Source organism: Shewanella morhuae, assembly GCF_900156405.1.
Lineage (GTDB): Bacteria > Pseudomonadota > Gammaproteobacteria > Enterobacterales > Shewanellaceae > Shewanella > Shewanella morhuae.
This window is the reverse complement of record NZ_FTNN01000005.1, coordinates 44,785-61,762: the sequence shown is the minus strand read 5'-3', so window position 1 is coordinate 61,762 and position 16,978 is coordinate 44,785. Positions and strand designations below refer to the sequence as shown.

Annotated in this window: 11 protein-coding genes and 1 pseudogene; 5 read left to right on the top strand and 7 right to left on the bottom strand. The window is 41.9% G+C overall.

Annotation, left to right across the window (positions count from 1 at the left end; genetic code table 11):
• Positions 1-118 precede the first annotated feature (118 nt).
• Positions 119-2,233, top strand: coding sequence for an FAD-dependent 5-carboxymethylaminomethyl-2-thiouridine(34) oxidoreductase MnmC1 (mnmC1, locus tag BW947_RS07680; RefSeq protein ID WP_076498134.1), 2,115 nt, complete (start codon positions 119-121; stop codon positions 2,231-2,233).
• A 109-nt stretch (positions 2,234-2,342) separates the two neighbouring features.
• Here the strand turns inward: mnmC1 and BW947_RS07675 are convergent, their stop codons facing one another.
• From BW947_RS07675 to prmB, 6 genes are all read right to left on the bottom strand, one after another.
• Positions 2,343-3,005 carry an RNA methyltransferase gene (locus BW947_RS07675; RefSeq protein ID WP_076498132.1) on the bottom strand — a complete coding sequence of 221 codons (663 nt, stop codon included), beginning with the start codon at positions 3,003-3,005 and terminating at the stop codon, positions 2,343-2,345.
• A 5-nt stretch (positions 3,006-3,010) separates the two neighbouring features.
• A complete protein-coding gene (locus BW947_RS07670) occupies positions 3,011-3,295 on the bottom strand; it encodes a YfcL family protein (protein WP_076498130.1) in 285 nt (94 codons plus the stop codon).
• 5 nt (positions 3,296-3,300) lie between these two features.
• A complete protein-coding gene (locus tag BW947_RS07665; RefSeq protein ID WP_076498128.1) occupies positions 3,301-4,479 on the bottom strand; it encodes an ATP-NAD kinase family protein in 1,179 nt (392 codons plus the stop codon).
• Positions 4,480-4,556: 77 nt separating this feature from the next.
• Positions 4,557-5,729, bottom strand: a complete 1,173-nt coding sequence (locus tag BW947_RS07660; protein WP_076498126.1) for an MFS transporter — start codon at positions 5,727-5,729, stop codon at positions 4,557-4,559.
• A 67-nt stretch (positions 5,730-5,796) separates the two neighbouring features.
• Complete coding sequence (aroC, locus tag BW947_RS07655) at positions 5,797-6,891, bottom strand: chorismate synthase (RefSeq protein WP_076498124.1); 1,095 nt, start codon at positions 6,889-6,891, stop codon at positions 5,797-5,799.
• Between the two features lie 124 nt (positions 6,892-7,015).
• Positions 7,016-7,960 (bottom strand): 50S ribosomal protein L3 N(5)-glutamine methyltransferase, encoded by a 945-nt coding sequence (prmB, locus tag BW947_RS07650; RefSeq protein ID WP_076498122.1) that lies wholly within the window; start codon positions 7,958-7,960, stop codon positions 7,016-7,018.
• Between the two features lie 81 nt (positions 7,961-8,041).
• On the opposite strand from prmB, the gene smrB reads away from it, so the two are divergent.
• A complete protein-coding gene (gene smrB / locus BW947_RS07645; RefSeq protein ID WP_076498120.1) occupies positions 8,042-8,572 on the top strand; it encodes an endonuclease SmrB in 531 nt (176 codons plus the stop codon).
• Between the two features lie 105 nt (positions 8,573-8,677).
• On the opposite strand, the gene sixA is transcribed toward smrB, so the two are convergent.
• A complete protein-coding gene (gene sixA / locus BW947_RS07640; protein ID WP_076498118.1) occupies positions 8,678-9,148 on the bottom strand; it encodes a phosphohistidine phosphatase SixA in 471 nt (156 codons plus the stop codon).
• Positions 9,149-9,317: 169 nt separating this feature from the next.
• Between sixA and BW947_RS07635 the strand changes: the two genes are divergently transcribed.
• From BW947_RS07635 to BW947_RS07625, 3 genes and pseudogenes are all read left to right on the top strand, one after another.
• Positions 9,318-12,107 carry an insulinase family protein gene (locus BW947_RS07635; protein WP_076498116.1) on the top strand — a complete coding sequence of 930 codons (2,790 nt, stop codon included), beginning with the start codon at positions 9,318-9,320 and terminating at the stop codon, positions 12,105-12,107.
• Between the two features lie 281 nt (positions 12,108-12,388).
• The gene (locus BW947_RS07630) at positions 12,389-16,678 is read left to right on the top strand and encodes an EAL domain-containing protein (RefSeq protein WP_076498115.1); all 4,290 of its coding nucleotides are present in this window, start codon (positions 12,389-12,391) and stop codon (positions 16,676-16,678) included.
• Between the two features lie 109 nt (positions 16,679-16,787).
• Positions 16,788-16,978 (top strand): annotated as a pseudogene (locus tag BW947_RS07625) (hypothetical protein); the annotation flags it as partial.

Sequence of the window (16,978 nt, the reverse complement as noted above, 5' to 3'; positions counted from 1 at the left end):
ACATATCAGTACCTACTTTTTGCTGAGCCAATAATATCTGTTTTGACTCAATTAAGTGGTCAGCTTTCCATAAAGATGCGTAAAATAATGCCTATTATGAGACCGAGAGTAAATTTCTTTGATTGCAGAGCTCGATAAACCTTGCCAAATTAAGCGTGATTACCAGCAATTAATCAACCTTTATCCCGCAACAGCTCACACTGATGCACACTATGCCAGCAAACTGCGCGTTTATCAGCAGCAGATAGTTAAGGCTAATGCACAGCAAAAGTTACTCGTACTAGGACAAATAGGCCTAGGTGACGGGCTTGAAATGTTATCTTGGTGGCACGCACAAGCCAATCTTAACCAGCGTTTACTGCTTAAAGTATTCGAGCCCAACCCTATTAATAGGTACGAACTTACATTACTTTGGGATCAATCACGCACTTCAATGGCTGAACCCGCCAGTGAATTAAAGCTTGATTCAGCCTTCACATTCAAGTTTGGCACTAAGCTTAACCCATTAGCGCAAACCTTACTCTATGCTGCGCCTGCGGCTATTATAGGCTGTCAAAGATTTATTTTTGATGATGGTCGTATCACCATTGATTTGCACTTTGGTGATATTCACACTCAACTATCTTCATTCATCCATACGCCACAGCATCCCATTTGCCACTGGCTAGTGCTGCCCCATCTGCAAAAGCTGTTACATTCGCAAATCTATTGGCAGATGGCCAAACTCAGTGACGATAATACAACGATTGCCGGTGTGGAATTAACCGAAACGACACGTAATAGCATGAAAACCTGCGGTTTTGCAGTGAATGACATCAATGATTACAGTAGCAGTGATTACAGTAATCGTGATGATATAAGCTTCGCCGAAAAGTCGCTTAACCACCCGCGCGATGCAGTACTATTACACGAGCGCCATGTATTGCGTCAGCAAGACGCTCAAGCCTACGCCTTTAATCCTACACAGGGAGTTTTACCCTCAGATATCACCTCCCCGATTGCCATTATTGGCGGTGGATTAGCCTCGGCGCATTTAGCCTTGTCTTTAGCTGAGCGTGGCCAAGGCACGCAACTATTTTGTAAAGATATCCAGCTCGGCCAAGGCGCATCGGGTAACCGTCAGGGGGCGATTTATCCGTTACTCACGCCCGAAAATGATGAATTGAGCAGTTTTTTCCAGCAAGCATTTTTATTTAGCCGACGCCGAGTGCAATCTCTAACGGCTGCCAGCGCCGAAAATCAAACATCTATTTCCCATGATTTTTGCGGTGTATTGCAAACCGCCCACGATGAACGCAGCCAATTAAGACTGAATAAAATAATAAAAAGCCAAGATTGGCCACCGGAAATTGCCTATGCCGTCGATGCAAATAAAGCCAATGCCATTGCCAAGATTAATCTTGATAAACCCGGCTTTTTTTATCCTTTAGGTGGCTGGGTTTGTCCATTTGAATATGCCGAGGCCGCCATACAAAAAGCGATGCAACTTACCGAGGTCAAACTCAATCTCAATACTGACATCCTTAACATTGAGCGCCAAACCGATGGCTGGTATTTATTAACTGACAATCATCGTTTTGGCCCCTTTGCTCAGCTAGTGCTCGCTAATGGCGCAGAGCTCACGCAATTTGATGCCAGTAATCAATTACAAATCAGCCCTTTTCGCGGCCAAGTTAGCCATGTGCCGGCTCAATTTGAATTGAGTCAACTTGCGACAGTGCTGTGTGCTAATGGTTATTTAACACCGAGCCATGAAGGGCTCCATTGCCTTGGTGCCAGTTACGTTAAAGATCCCGCACATCTGGACTTTTGTCCGCAGGAACAGCAAGACAATCTTGCAAAAATGCATGAGAGTTATCCTAACCAGAGTTGGCTTGAAAATATTGATATGAGTGACAACAATGCCCGCATAGGGGTGAGAATGGTGACGCGGGATCATTTCCCTATGATGGGCTGCGCCCCAGATGTAGCAAAAATTTTTAACGATTATCAGCAACATCAACTCACTAAAGAGAGTCGACACTACTGGCAAATAACGCCAGCGCCGGTGCATCAAGGCCTGTATATTCTCGGTGGCTTAGGCTCAAGGGGATTAAGTTCAGGGCCACTAGCTGCCGAATGCCTTGCGGCGCAGCTTTGCGGCGAGCCAATACCGCTCGACAAAGAAACCTTATGTAAACTTAACCCTAATCGTATGTGGCTGCGTAAGTTACTCAAGGGCAAAGCCCTTTAGTTGGCAAGTGACTTTAAAAGGCACAAGTCACTTAAAAAAGAACGTTTTGTAACAAAAAAGGAATTAAGCCAAGGCTTAATTCCTTTTTTGTATATTATCTGTAAACCATTTAAGCAGCGGTAATTACGATAGATGTATCGATACTACTTGGTTCAATATGTCTAGGTTTTCGCGGTGCTCGAGGCACTTTTACCCGAGTACGATTATTGTTATCGCGGCTCTGACGAATGAGCGCATCACCAGCTAAATTCAATGACAGGTTTGCAGCCTCACGATGGGATTTAGCCAATCTGTCATATAGCAACACATTGACCGATGCCGCCAGATTCATACAACCAACCGTAGGCACATACACTACGGCATCGGCTTTATCGATAATGTCTTGGCCAATAGTGCCATCTTCAGGGCCAAACACATAAAAGGCTTTCGGTGGATGGACAAAATCGGGCAACGGCGTTGCGCCAACGACTAAATCTACACAAATCAGTTTAGTATCTGCCGGAATTGATTCTAATAATGAGTTAACCCCCATGAGCGGAATATGCTCGCCAGCGTCTTTAGTATCAACATGATATTGCGCCGCGCCTGAACGCGCTGCGAGCTCGTAACGTCTGCCGGTATAGAATACGCCGTTAACGCCATAACAACCCGATGCGCGCATAATGCCGCCAACATTAACTGGCGTTTTAGGGTTTACTAAACCGATAAATACCGAGCTAGCATCTTGTAAATCATCACTTATTGCCACTTGTAGCGGTTCTGAAATCAACATCGTATTTAGGCTACATCCAGCTCACTGATAATCTTGGCGTGTAACTGTGCCCATGCTTGCTCAACTAAGGCGTAGTCGGCATCGTTTAATTCTTGGCGCGCCAGAGCTAAACAATCGGTCATTTTCAACATAAGGGCATCGATATCGGTTTCACCCTGCGCTTCAAGTTGTGACAACACCACGGCCACATGGCCCTGTAAATAACCACAGGCAAACAAGGCATCGTCATCACCATGGCTGACTACGCTGGCGATCCACTGTTCTAATGCGTCTTCGTAATGCTCTAACATTGACTCTAATTCTCCATTGATACTGAATTTACGGGCGCATTGGCTGCGGCCAATAAATCTGGATTAGCCACCTGATACATCACGTAATCATGGTAACCGGTAATCACTTTGTAATAGCCGCCAAGCTCGCGATCTAATTTAGGGTCGCCACTATCCACAATTAGTGGTCGTCCTTCAAGTGCTTTTAACTTAGTTTTTGTAGCAAGGATAATAATATTGTCTTTTCCGATACGCCTAATAAGCGCAGGCGACAACTGTTGATTACCACGCCCGAAAATATGCCCCTGACCACCAATCAAAGTGATCACTAATTTAGTCGGCTTGTCTTGGGTAAGCTTAAGTAACTCATTGGCAGTTAAATCACTACCAATAAGTTTTTTATGCTGAATAAGATCAACACCTAACAAGGTATTATCGAGCTTTAATTCTTCCATCATAAAGGCAACGGTACTACCAGAACCTATAATGTAAAGCTCATCTTCCATTTGATTAATCACATCGGCGGCAATATCTGCCAATACAAGTTCATCGACTTCTTTACCGCCCATTTTAACCGCTTGCACATAACGCGGCTCGGCAGGCACTAAAAGTTCACCAAATCGTTTGGCGCGCACAGTGCCTTGACGAAAAGCCACTTCGTCGATATCCATTACATCTGCGGACATTAAGCTAACAAGCTCGCCATCGAGTAACATTTTCACCACCATACCTGACGCATGGGGCGTAATACCATAAACGCCAGAATGGATTTTAACGCCCGCAGGCACGCCCAGTACGGGTAATTTGTCATCAATATCGGCTTGTTCACACACAGAATAAACATCGCGAGCGGTACCATCACCACCGGCAAAAAGGAGTAAATCTAGCGGTTCATCCAGCAATACGCGCGCAACGGCTTGGGTATCTCGTGCTTGGGTTTTTTCAGGAGTGTGATACACCACTCGCGTGGTAAACCCCAGCGCTTTAGCGACATCTTCTCCCATACTACCTGAGGCAGTAATAACTTCGATTTCATCACGATAATCACGGATCACCTCAAGCGCTTGCATCATGCGCATCGCAGCTTTCGGCTCTGCCCCTAAAGCCAGAGCCTCTGCTGCCACACCATCACTACCTTTAAGACCAACACTGCCACCAAGGCCTGCTAATGGGTTGATAACTAAGCCTAAACGAAATCGAATCACTTCTTACCTCACTCAGCACAATCTTGTTATTGTTTTTAGTTTATTATTTTTAAATTCTGTTCAAAAAATGGCTTATTTTACACTGCAGCAGTAACACTAGGCTTATCTTTAGGGATAAATAATACTGCCAACATCGCAGCAAAAGCGCACACAGCGGCAAATACCCACGACCAGACAGCGCCGCTACCATCGCCCCAAATATAACCACAAATCCACGTTCCGAGCGCACCGCCAACCCCAAAACTTAAGCTGGCGTACAGCGCTTGGCCTTGGCTTCGATGACTAGCATCAAAGTGCCTGTGCACAAATTGAATCGATGCCGCGTGGGTTAATCCAAAGGTAAAGGCATGTAAGAGTTGACTAAAGCCTAGCCACAACACGCTGTCCACTCCAAAGGCGACCAACAACCAGCGCAGGCAAGTCATACCAATACTGACAATCAATAAGGTATTAACGCCATAGCGGCCAAGTAAACGCGGCGCAAACATAAACATGACGATTTCGGCCATCGCGCCAAGGGCGACAAACATGCCCGCAGAGGATTCAGAATAGCCTGCTTGCTTTAAATATAAGACGAAGAACCCGTAAAAAGGCCCCGCACTCATTTGCAACAACATCGCCGAGATCAAGAACCAAATAATCGCCTTATTCCATTGTAACGGTACTCGGCTTTGATGGGTGTCGCGCACTAAACGATTGGCAGGTAATGGCAGCGCACAAACTAACATGCCAATAAATAATGATAGGCCGATATAGGGCAGCACTTCTGTGCCCCACTGGCCAATCGCAAAGCCAGCACTCACCACCAAGCAAATATAACCGACACTGCCCCAACTGCGTATTTGGCCGTAACGGCTGGCATTCTCACCTAAAGTTTCTAAGGTAATCACTTCAAGCTGGGCGAGAATGGCATTCCAAAAGAATGTATATAAGGCCAAACTGAGCGCCATATACACAAATCCGCCGTGGTAGAAAAAGCTCAAATAGGCGAGTGCAGCGGCCCCTGCGCCCATTTTAATTAGCTCAGCGCGCATGCCTGTTCGGTCAGCTACTTTAGCCCACACATTGGGTGCAACAATGCGCGTCGCCATAAGAATGGCGAGTAAAAAACCAATTTCTTGAGGGTTAAATCCGCGGTTTTCAAAAAAGACCCCAAGATAAGGGATCATAGTACCGAGAATAGAAAAGAAGAAAAAATAACAGGCACAAAGCCAGCGTAATTGCTGGTTTGTGCTAGAAGATACTGACATTAATACATTCCGTTTATCTCATGCCATCCATAGCATTTGTTATCGCATAGCGTCTATTTAATACCGACTATCTCATGCCAAGAATGGGCGTTTGGCTACATACATCTTGGTTTTGCGCCCGGTGCCTTAGCAAGTGATCCATCAGCACTATAGCAAGCATGGCCTCGGCAATCGGTACAGCGCGGATACCCACACAAGGATCGTGACGACCTTTAGTGATAACTTCGGCCATTTCACCTTGCGCCGTCATACTTTGACCCGGTACGCTAATGCTTGACGTCGGTTTTAATGCAATATGGGCAATGATCGGCTGACCCGATGAAATTCCACCGAGCACGCCACCCGCATGGTTTGACTCAAAACCCAGTGGTGACATTAAGTCGCGGCCTTCGGAGCCTTTTTGCGTGATAACGCCAAAACCATCACCGATCTCAACGCCTTTCACCGCATTAATCCCCATCAAAGCGTGGGCGATATCGGCATCTAATCTGTCAAACACTGGCTCCCCTAAGCCCACAGGTACGCCTGTAGCAACAACGGAGATTTTTGCGCCAATTGAGTCACCGGACTTTTTAAGCTCGCGCATATAGTCATCAAGCGCTTCAAGTTTGCTGGCATCGGGAAAGAAAAAGGCATTTTGTTCAATCTGACTAAAATCAAGCGTCTCGGCAAAAATAGGCCCCAGTTGCGACATATAGCCGTGGATCTCAATACCATGAATTTGTTTTAAATATTTTTTCGCTACCGCACCTGCCGCCACCCGCATTGCGGTTTCGCGAGCTGACGAGCGGCCACCGCCACGGTAATCACGCATACCGTACTTTTGCTGATAGGTATAATCGGCGTGCCCTGGACGGAATAAATCTTTGATATTCGAGTAATCTTGACTGCGTTGATCGGTATTTTCAATCAAGAGTCCAATTGAGGTGCCCGTAGTTTTACCTTCAAAGATGCCTGATAAAATACGCACTTCGTCAGGCTCACGGCGAGCCGTGGTGTATCGTGATGTACCTGGGCGACGGCGGTCAAGATCGTGCTGCATATCGGCTTCGGTTAATTCAAGCCCGGGAGGGCAACCATCAATTATGCAACCGAGCGCTACACCGTGGCTCTCACCAAACGTCGTCACTACAAAGTTTTGACCAATACTGTTTCCAGACATCCGCGTTGTACACCTTAAATTATTTGTTTATCGCTCCGTGTCCAGCGACCACTGGACCATTTATTTTCCCACTGCAAGCCTAACTGGCAGCGGGAAAAGTCTCAACCTAATTTGCTATCTTAAGTTATTGCGCGTCGCGATAAATACCAAACACTGATTGATTCTCAACCAGTTGATCACGCGTTAATACAAATACACCGTCACCCCCATTTTCAAAGGTAATCCAAGTAAATGGCACTTCAGGAAATTGCTCAATCAAATGCACCATAGAATTACCCACTTCGACTACGAGTAGACCCGTTGGCGTCAGGTACTGTGCGGCGTTGGCCAGTATGCGTTTAGTTAAATCTAAGCCGTCACGACCCGATGCTAAACCAATGGCAGGCTCGTGATGATATTCATCAGGCATATCGCCAATATCTTCGGCGTCTACATAAGGCGGGTTTGAGACAATCAAATCATATTGCGGCCCTTCTGGAATGGCTGAGAATAAGTCCGACTGCATCGGGAACACTCTGTCCATGACCCCTAAGGTTTCAATATTAATTTGCGCCACATCTAACGCATCTTGACTGATATCCAGCGCATCAACCTCAGCGTCTTCAAATTCGTAGGCACAGGCAATCGCGATACAAGCGCTACCAGTGCATAAATCTAAAATACGCGTGACCGGTTTACCGTATAACCAAGGGCTAAAACGATTGGCGATCATTTCGGCAATCGGTGAGCGCGGCACTAACACGCGTTCATCGACGTAAAACTCAAGCCCTGCAAAACGCGCCTTATTGGTCAGATAAGGTACCGGTAAGCGCTCCCTTACACGGCGAATAATCAACTCGACAATTTTATGTTTTTCACTGCTGGTCAAGTTGCTTAAAATCACTTGCTGGCCGATTTCTTCGGGTAAGTGTAAAGCATGGAAAACTAAGGCAATGGCTTCATCCCATGCGTTATCAGTACCATGACCATAATACACATTGGCATCGTTAAAACGGCTTACAGCCCAACGCAACATATCGCCAATGGTGCGCAACTCTGTCACGGCTTCATCTACAAAGATCTTATCCAAAACGTGCTCCTGCTAATTTGTTCGCAAAACATTGTAACTGAACTCTATTCAGAAACCATAGGATTCAATAGAATACCCGCCATGAATAAAGACGATGACAATGAAGGTTTGGCGATGTTTTCAAAGCTTATTGATGGGATTAAGCCTATCAGCCAAAATAAGCGACACTTCGGCACGCCCTTAAAAACCAAACAAGAAATCGAACTGAAAGAGCAGCAACTGCATGCTAACAGTTATTTCTCAGATACTTATCAACCATTACTGCCAGTACATGGACCGATGCGTTGGCTAGAAGATGGTGTTGATAGCATAGAACTCAAACGCCTTAGACGTGGGGACTACCAACCAGATTTACTGCTGGACTTACATGGCTATCGCCAATCAGAAGCCAAACTTGAATTAGCGGCCCTGATCCAAGCCTGCGTAAAACAGCAAAGCTTGTGTTGCTGCATTATGCATGGTTACGGCAGCGGCATATTGAAACAGCAAGTCCCCATGTGGTTAGTACAGCATCCTATGGTAAAAGCTTTCCACCAAGCCCCTAAAGAATGGGGCGGCGACGCAGCGCTATTAGTGCTGATAGATATTGGGGAACTGCCGCATCGACGGTAACTTGCTATCGGCTTTAGATATCAACGTTGCAGGTTTAGGGGGTTAGCAAAAACAAACGGCCCCATTAAGTGGACCGTTTTTTTGTGATAGAGACATAAATCTAGACTAGCTAATACTGTGGGGCGCATGCTGCCAAACGATTGAAGCTTGCTCAGCATGTTTATCAATAAGCGTAATACCCGATGTCGCAAATAAAGGCGGTTCCACACCGGCGACTAACTCACTGACTAAGTAGCCCAATAACGGCATGTGAGCAATCACTAGCACCTTATCGGCCTTGTATAACTCAGCGTAGGCAACCACCAAAGCGGCCACATTCGCAGGATCGCCAGCGGGGACAAGGTCGTCAGCGACTAACCATTTACGCGGCTCAGGAAAATGCTGACTTAGCTCCTGCCAAGTTTGCTGTGCACGTAAGTAAGGACTCACTAAAACAAGATCGAAATCAGTCACACTGCGCGCTAACCAGTTACTCATCAAAACGGTGTGGTGCCTACCTACGTCGGTTAGCGTTCTGTCTCTATCAGACTGCGCATTAAATCCTGCGTCACCATGTCTCATCAAAAATAGCTGCATACTTATCTCGCGACTCACATGTGTTTTTGTTTTATCCCAATTGTAGCCCTAAAACTCATTTCAACAAACCATGTAAGACTTAATCTTTAGTCGATAAATACAAGAGATATTTGCTAAAAACCGTTAAGGCTATCAATATATATCAAGCTATCGTTATCGGAGTCTCTCTTTGCAAGCCTCTCAGTCCATTTATAAAAGTCCTAATGATCATCGTCAGTACCGTTATCTCGTGTTAGATAACGCGCTTAGGGTGCTATTAGTTGAAGATCAAGATGCTAGCCAAGCAGCGGCGTCCATGGCTGTAGGCGTAGGTCATTTCGATGATCCCGCAGATAGACCCGGCATGGCGCACTTTTTAGAGCATATGCTCTTTCTTGGCACAGAGAAGTTCCCTGACTCAGGCGAGTATCACGCTTTTATCAATCAGCATGGCGGCAGTAATAATGCTTGGACAGGCACTGAACACACTAACTTTTTTTTCACCATCAATGAAGATGTGTTTGCAGATTCTTTAGACAGATTTAGCCAGTTTTTTATCGCACCTAAATTTGATTTAGAATTAGTGGATAGAGAACGCCAAGCCATTGAATCTGAATTTAGTTTAAAGCTCAAAGATGATATCCGCCGAACCTATCAAGTGCTAAAAGAAACCGTTAACCCGCTCCACCCTTTTTCAAAATTCTCCGTAGGGAATTTAGTCACCTTAGGCGGTGAACAAGCGCAAGTCCGTAGCGAATTACTCAACTTTTACCAAAGCCATTACAGTGCCAACTTAATGACACTGTGCTTAGTCGCGCCACTTTCTCTTGATGAATTACAAGACTTAGCAAACCATTACTTTAGTGGCATACAGAACCTAGACTTAGTTAAAAACTATCCTCAAGTGCCTATTTTTTCTGAAAAAGAACTATTAACACAAATCAACATTGTGCCGCTTAAAGAACAAAAACGCTTAAGTATCAGTTTTAATTTCCCTGGGATTGACCACTACTACAAACGTAAACCTTTGACTTATATCAGCCATATTTTAGGTAATGAGAGCCAAGGTAGTCTGTTGTCCTATCTTAAAGAGCAAGGACTGGTGAATAACTTGTCTGCGGGTGGTGGCGTAAACGGGTATAACTTTAAAGATTACAGTATCGGCTTGCAGTTAACCGATAAGGGACTGGCGAATCTTGATGAGATTATCAGTTGTTGTTTTGAGTACATTGAACTCATCAAAACCCAAGGGTTAGATGAGTGGCGTTATTTAGAACGCGCAAATTTACTTAAAATGGCATTTCGTTATCAAGAACAAGTAAAATCACTCGATTTAGCCAGCCATCTCAGCATCAATATGCATCATTATGACGTTGAAGATTTAGTCTTTGGTGACTACCGCATGGATGGACTCGATATCCCCGAGACTATCGAGTTACTTGAGTTAATGACGCCATCGAACATGCGTCTACAGCTTATCGCGCAATCGGTTAAGACAGATCGTAAAGCGAACTGGTATCACACACCTTATAAAGTCAGCACAATTGCTGCACAATCTCTTGCTCGCTGGCAAGTTAAGCATATTCGTCATGAATTACAACTTCCTACGCCTAACCCTTTTATCGTAGCAGACTCGATTCCCAGGCCAGATAAGAGCGATGTAGATGTTCCTGTGATCGTCGCAGAATCGACTGGATACCGTATTTGGCATAAGAAAGATGATGAGTTTAATGTGCCGAAAGGTCACATGTATTTATCACTGGATTCAGAACAAGCGAGTAAAACACCAAAGCATGCCGCCCTCACCCGCTTATATGTTGAAATGCTGCTAGATTATTTGACCGAGCCAACCTATCAGGCTGAGGTAGCAGGCTTAAGTTACAATATTTATCCGCATCAAGGCGGGATCACACTGCATTTATCTGGTTTTACGGGCAATCAAGAAACTCTACTAACTTTGTTAATTGATAAAGCAAGGGAGCGTAATTTTACTGAAGATCGTTTTGCGCTGATTAAATCTCAATTACTGCGCAGCTGGCAGAATATGGCCCAAGCTAAACCCATTTCACAATTGTTTACGAGTCTCACTGTCACGCTACAAAAAAGCAGTTATGAGCCAGCTCGCATGGCACAAATGCTAGAAGACATTAGCCTTGAAGATTTACATGACCATGTACGTGCCTTTTACGAAAAAATTTACCTCGAAGGTTTAGTCTATGGAGATTGGTTAGTTTCTGAAGCTCAAGCACTCGGCAAACGTTTAGAGCACATTTTATCCTTAGTTTCGACGCCAAGCGCTGAGTCCACTAGAGAATTAGTAAATTTAACCGGCCAAGGCACATTGCTAAGGGAGCTCAGCATAGATCATCAAGATAGCGCAATCATAGTGTATTACCAATCGGCCGTGGCAACGCCAGATAAAATGGCGCTATTTAGCTTACTTAATCACACTATGTCATCCACTTTTTTTCATGAACTGCGTACTGAAAAGCAATTAGGTTATATGGTCGGGACAGGTTATCTGCCACTCAATCGTCATCCTGGACTCATTTTTTATATACAGTCACCCACAACAGGTCCATTGCATTTATTAGAAGCAATCGATGAGTTTATTGCCGACTTTAATTATGCGGTGATGCAAATCACCAACGAAGAATGGGAAAGCACTAAAGTAGGTTTAATTAGCCAGATAATGGAGCATGATGCGAATCTAAAAACGCGTAGTCAGCGTTATTGGGTCAGTGTCGGCAATAGAGATTATCAATTTAACCAAAGAGAAATTGTTGTCGATGAGATAGCTAAACTCACCCGTACCGATTTGCTGAAATTTATGATGCGTAGAATGCGCACTAAACACAGTGACCGCTTAGTCTTATTTAGCACTGGTGAAGAACATAAAACCCAGGCACCACTGCTATCAGAAAAAATGATTACCGATCTCAAGACTTTCAAGCAAATAGCGGAAAAGTTTAATTTTTAAACAAATTACTTTTACCCACATATTTGTTCACTATTTTAAATAAACAAACAAAACCGCTACTAATCAGCCCAACGATAGTCGTATCTATCACTGTTGGGCATAATACTGATGTAAAACGTGGTTAACCCATGTTTTATCACATATTAATTGAACAATTTTACCGCATCCACGTGCTATTAAAGAATTTTATGCAAACTGCACTTTGACAAAACCCTCACTTTCTGGAAAAGTGATGTAACACAATTGTTTCATGGCATCATCGGATAATAAGAACAAATACTATGCCTAAAGCACTCTTTAAAATCGTCTTGCTCGCTTTCTTTGGCTTGCAAGCATTCGAAGACGTAAACGCATCTCCCTTTTCTGACAAATCCCCAATTATTCTCCAATCACAATCTTTTGGTGTCCCGCAAGGGCTTTCCCAAAGCACTGTTACGTCTATCGTTACGGATAATGATGGCTACATTTGGATTGGCACACTTAACGGACTAAATCGGTTCGACGGAAAAGAGTTTAAACACTTTTATGCTGATAATAGCGCTTCTGGTTTACCCAGCTCTTTTATTCGAAGCCTGCTAATCACTGAAGAAGGTGATCTACTTGTTGGTACTGACAAAGGACTTGCTATATATGATAGAAATGATGAATCACTTAAATTTATCGATGTGGAAAATGAATATTTAAATGGTGAAATATGGAGTTTATCCAACAATGACTTTACTAAAGAGATTTTAGTTGGAACCAATAAGGGCATACTTAGCCTCAACTTAAAAAATAAATCTCTAAGCTTAGAGCACATTGAAAAAGAATATTTCGAAGTAAAGAAAAGTGTAAACATTGGTGATGAAATATTTATAAAAAGTTATGATGGTAAGCTTTACAGGATAAATAGTAGTAATAATAAGGTGCAAATTATTGATAACGTACTTGATATAGAAAAGGAAAATAAAATCCTATATATATCAACAGAAAATGGACTTTACACCTATAGTGATAAAAGGATATTAAAATTATCAAACAGCAAATATACTTTATTAAGTCGATCCAATAGTGATATTTATGGAATAGATAAAAACAAAATATACTCGGTAAATAACGAACCCTATCTGATTGGGAAAACGGTAGATGAGAAAGAAAAAAGTAAGGAAACATATCTATTTTCAACGGCTGACTACCTCATTATCGGAATGAACAATCAAGGGTTTGAAATAATAAGAAAGTCAAACAACCTTGTTTTAAGCACAGACCTAATAAAGGATAATGTTTGGCACATTAGTAAAACATTTGATAGCAAAATATTAATATCATCTGATGATAGTATTCTTCGATGTTACGACACAAATTTGAATTTAATAAAAACTTATCAAACAGGCATTGCCGGCTATAAAAACTCTGTAATGACAAAATACGGAATTTACATTGGAAATGAGAAAGGTGTAATTTTCTTACATAACAATGGTAATATAAGTAGCATAATAGAAGGTGAACAGATAACAACTATTGACTTAATAAATAACAATGAAAACATTATAGTTGGAACCGCTTCAGGGAAAGCTTTAATCATAAAAGATAATCTAATTTCAAAAAAAATTACAACTAATAAAAAAGATCCAGTTTTTGAAATCCTTTACATTTCAGATGCCAATATTTATTTAGCAAGCCAAAATGGTCTATATCATTACACTGATAATGAAACCAATAAAATAGCAGATGAACTAACCTATAGCATTACAAAGTTTAGAAATGAAATTATATTTGGCACTTCAACCGCAATTAAGAAGTACAACCCTATTAGTAAAAAAACAAATAAATTATTCTCCGACAACAAAGAAGTTTACTCCATATTAACTTTGGACAACTACATTTTCGCATCATCTCTGGGGCAAATTGTTTTAATTGATGGTGATAGTAATTATATTTTTTCAACAAATAATGGAAGTCAATACGAGTATAATACTAGAAGTAGCGTAGTCATTGATAATGAAAATATTTTTTTTGGGGGCATTGATGGTTTAAGCTTGATATCTAAAGATATAATTTTAGACCATATTAAAAACGCACAGCCACCAGAGACCTTCATCTCTGGATTACGTATTTTCAACTCCGTAATAGCTGGGGATGGTGAGTATTTCAAAGGTTCAATAAGTAAATCAAAGAGTATACAACTAAAATACTCTGATTATCCATTCACCATAACATTTAACTCACCAACATCAGAACCCTCTACTACATCTTATTACTATAAAATGGATGGTCTATCAGATGAATGGATAGCATCAAATAAAATAAACTCAGCAACCTATACAAATTTATCACCTGATGAGTATATTTTCAAAGTTTATGCAGTTGATTCATTAACGCAGATAAATGGTCCAGTAAAAGAATTAAAAGTTATAATTACACCACCTTGGTGGCTATCAAAATTAGCAAAGTCAATTTACTTCATTATTATAGTAATAATATTTTTAGGGGTTACAAAATCAATTTTAAGAAAACGAGAGGTTCAACGCCAAATAGCGCTCAGCGAAGAAAGATTAAAGCTTTCCCTATGGGGAAGTGGTGATGAAATGTGGGACTGGGATATAGAAACTGGCAACATTTTCCGCTCAAATATCTGGGGAGCACTTGAATTTCCGCGTGATGGACATCGCTCGGGTAAATCGGATGAAGAGAGTAATATACATCCAATGGATCAAGAACGTGTTCGAGAAGCGCTCAATAAGCATTTTTATGGTGAAACAGATCATTTCGAAGCCGCATACCGAGTAAAAGGTAAAGACGACAATTGGGTATGGATCTTAGACCGCGCCAAAATTGTAGAACGTGATGACAAAGATAATGCCCTGCGAATGACCGGAACGATTAAGAATATTAGTCAATTTAAACAAAAAGAAGAGCAACTAAAACTCTTTGAAAAGGCAATTGAAAATATTTCGGAAGGCATGTTTATACTCGATAGCGAATACCACTTTGTTGAAGTTAATGAAGCTTGCTGTAAGATTTCATTACGTAACAGAACTGATTTTATTGGCAACGTACTCACATTTGATTTATATCCTGAAACCTTCTCCACCCAAATCAGAACCATGTTGAAGCAACAAGGTCGCTGGGCAAATGAAGTCGAAGCAATAAGAGGAGACAAAAGTCGCTTTAATATGGAACTCACTATCGACGCCATCTATGATGAACAAGGTGAATTATCACACTATGTTGGCATTTTTTCCGATATATCGAGACGAAAACAACAAGAAGAAGAACTTAGAAAACTAACAAACAATGATGTATTGACAGGACTCCCAAATCGTTCAAATTTACAAGTCACCTTAAGTAACTTAGTCAATAAAGAAATAGCCCATGCTCTAATGGTACTCGACCTTGATAATTTCAAACGTATTAATGACTCCTTAGGTCATCAGGTTGGAGATACATTACTACAACAGGTTTCAGTGCGTATAAAATCATTACTGCCTAAAAATACTAACATTTACCGATTAGGTGGAGATGAGTTTGCAATTGTACTCGATAAAATTTCAGATATAAATGCCAGTGCAGCAATCGCAAGTCGTATTATAGAAGGACTAAAACCAGCCTTTGAAATTAATCATGAACTGTTAGTCTTAGGATTGAGTATTGGTATTGTATTATTTCCGGAGGATGAGCAAAACGAGCAAGCATTATTGAGAAAAGCTGATATCGCGATGTACCATGCTAAATCAGCAGGAGGTAATTGTTATCAGTTTTATTCAGAGCCATTAAACCAACATGCTATTCGTCAATTAGAGGTGGAAACCTTAATTCGTGAAGGTTTAAAGGAAGATTTATTCGAAGTTTATTATCAACCTAAAATTGATCTTAAACGCGGTAAAATTACTGGCATGGAGGCTTTGGTTAGATTAAATCATCCAATACATGGTTTAATTCCACCGAATGATTTTATTCCTCTAGCCGAAGAAAATGGTTTAATTGTTGAAATTGGTGAAATTGTATTACGTAAAGCCTGTTTCGCCGCACAGAATTGGCGGGAACAAGGAATATTTAGCGGCAGGGTTGCTGTCAATTTATCGTCACGTCAATTTGCCCTCCCCGATCTTCAACAACGAATTGAGTCAATTTTAAGACTTACTAAACTGCCAGCTTGTCATCTAGAATTAGAAATTACTGAAGGTACCGTCATTAAACAGCCGGAAACAGCAATTATTGTCATGCAACAACTGGCTAAAATGGGCGTGAGTCTAGCACTCGATGATTTTGGTACTGGGTACTCGTCACTCTCATACTTAAAACGCTTCCCAATCCATACGTTAAAGATTGATAAAGCATTTGTTGACGATATTGATAAGTCTGATCGCGATCTAAAAATGGTCGATTCTATTATCACTATCGCCCATAACATGGGGCTATCAGTGGTAGGTGAAGGCGTAGAGCAGACTGCACAATTAAATATTTTACGGGCGCTCAACTGCGAAGAAATTCAAGGCTATATTTTTAGTAAGGCCATAAAAGAGACCGAATTTACCCTGTTACTCCAAGAAGACATGATAAAGCCAAACACAAAAAGCAACATCAACTAATCATTTAACTCTCAATTTGATTGCGATTTACAACATTGGCACAACAAGTGCAGTAGTACTATCAGTGTCAATAATAAATCAATATCAACTACCCTGAGAGAGAATTAGAATGATTAAAGGAATCCTAGTAGCCGTTACTTTATTATCTTCAATTGGTTTTGTAGCAAATAGTGTTGCTCTTCAAGGTTCTCCATATGTGAAGTTCAAACCCCTTGAAGTTGCTTGTTCCCCATATGTGAAATTCAAACCCCTTGAAGTTGCTGGTTCTCCATATGTGAAATTCAAACCCCTTGAAGTTGC

What these genes read in the sequence shown, in the direction of transcription:
- BW947_RS07630 (WP_076498115.1), top strand. Translation starts at nt 12,389, where the DNA reads ATGCCTAAAGCACTCTTTAAAATCGTCTTGCTCGCTTTCTTTGGCTTG.
- BW947_RS07670 (WP_076498130.1), bottom strand. Translation starts at nt 3,295, where the DNA reads ATGTTAGAGCATTACGAAGACGCATTAGAACAGTGGATCGCCAGCGTA.
- BW947_RS07660 (WP_076498126.1), bottom strand. Translation starts at nt 5,729, where the DNA reads ATGTCAGTATCTTCTAGCACAAACCAGCAATTACGCTGGCTTTGTGCC.
- smrB (WP_076498120.1), top strand. Translation starts at nt 8,042, where the DNA reads ATGAATAAAGACGATGACAATGAAGGTTTGGCGATGTTTTCAAAGCTT.
- BW947_RS07675 (WP_076498132.1), bottom strand. Translation starts at nt 3,005, where the DNA reads ATGTTGATTTCAGAACCGCTACAAGTGGCAATAAGTGATGATTTACAA.
- aroC (WP_076498124.1), bottom strand. Translation starts at nt 6,891, where the DNA reads ATGTCTGGAAACAGTATTGGTCAAAACTTTGTAGTGACGACGTTTGGT.
- sixA (WP_076498118.1), bottom strand. Translation starts at nt 9,148, where the DNA reads ATGCAGCTATTTTTGATGAGACATGGTGACGCAGGATTTAATGCGCAG.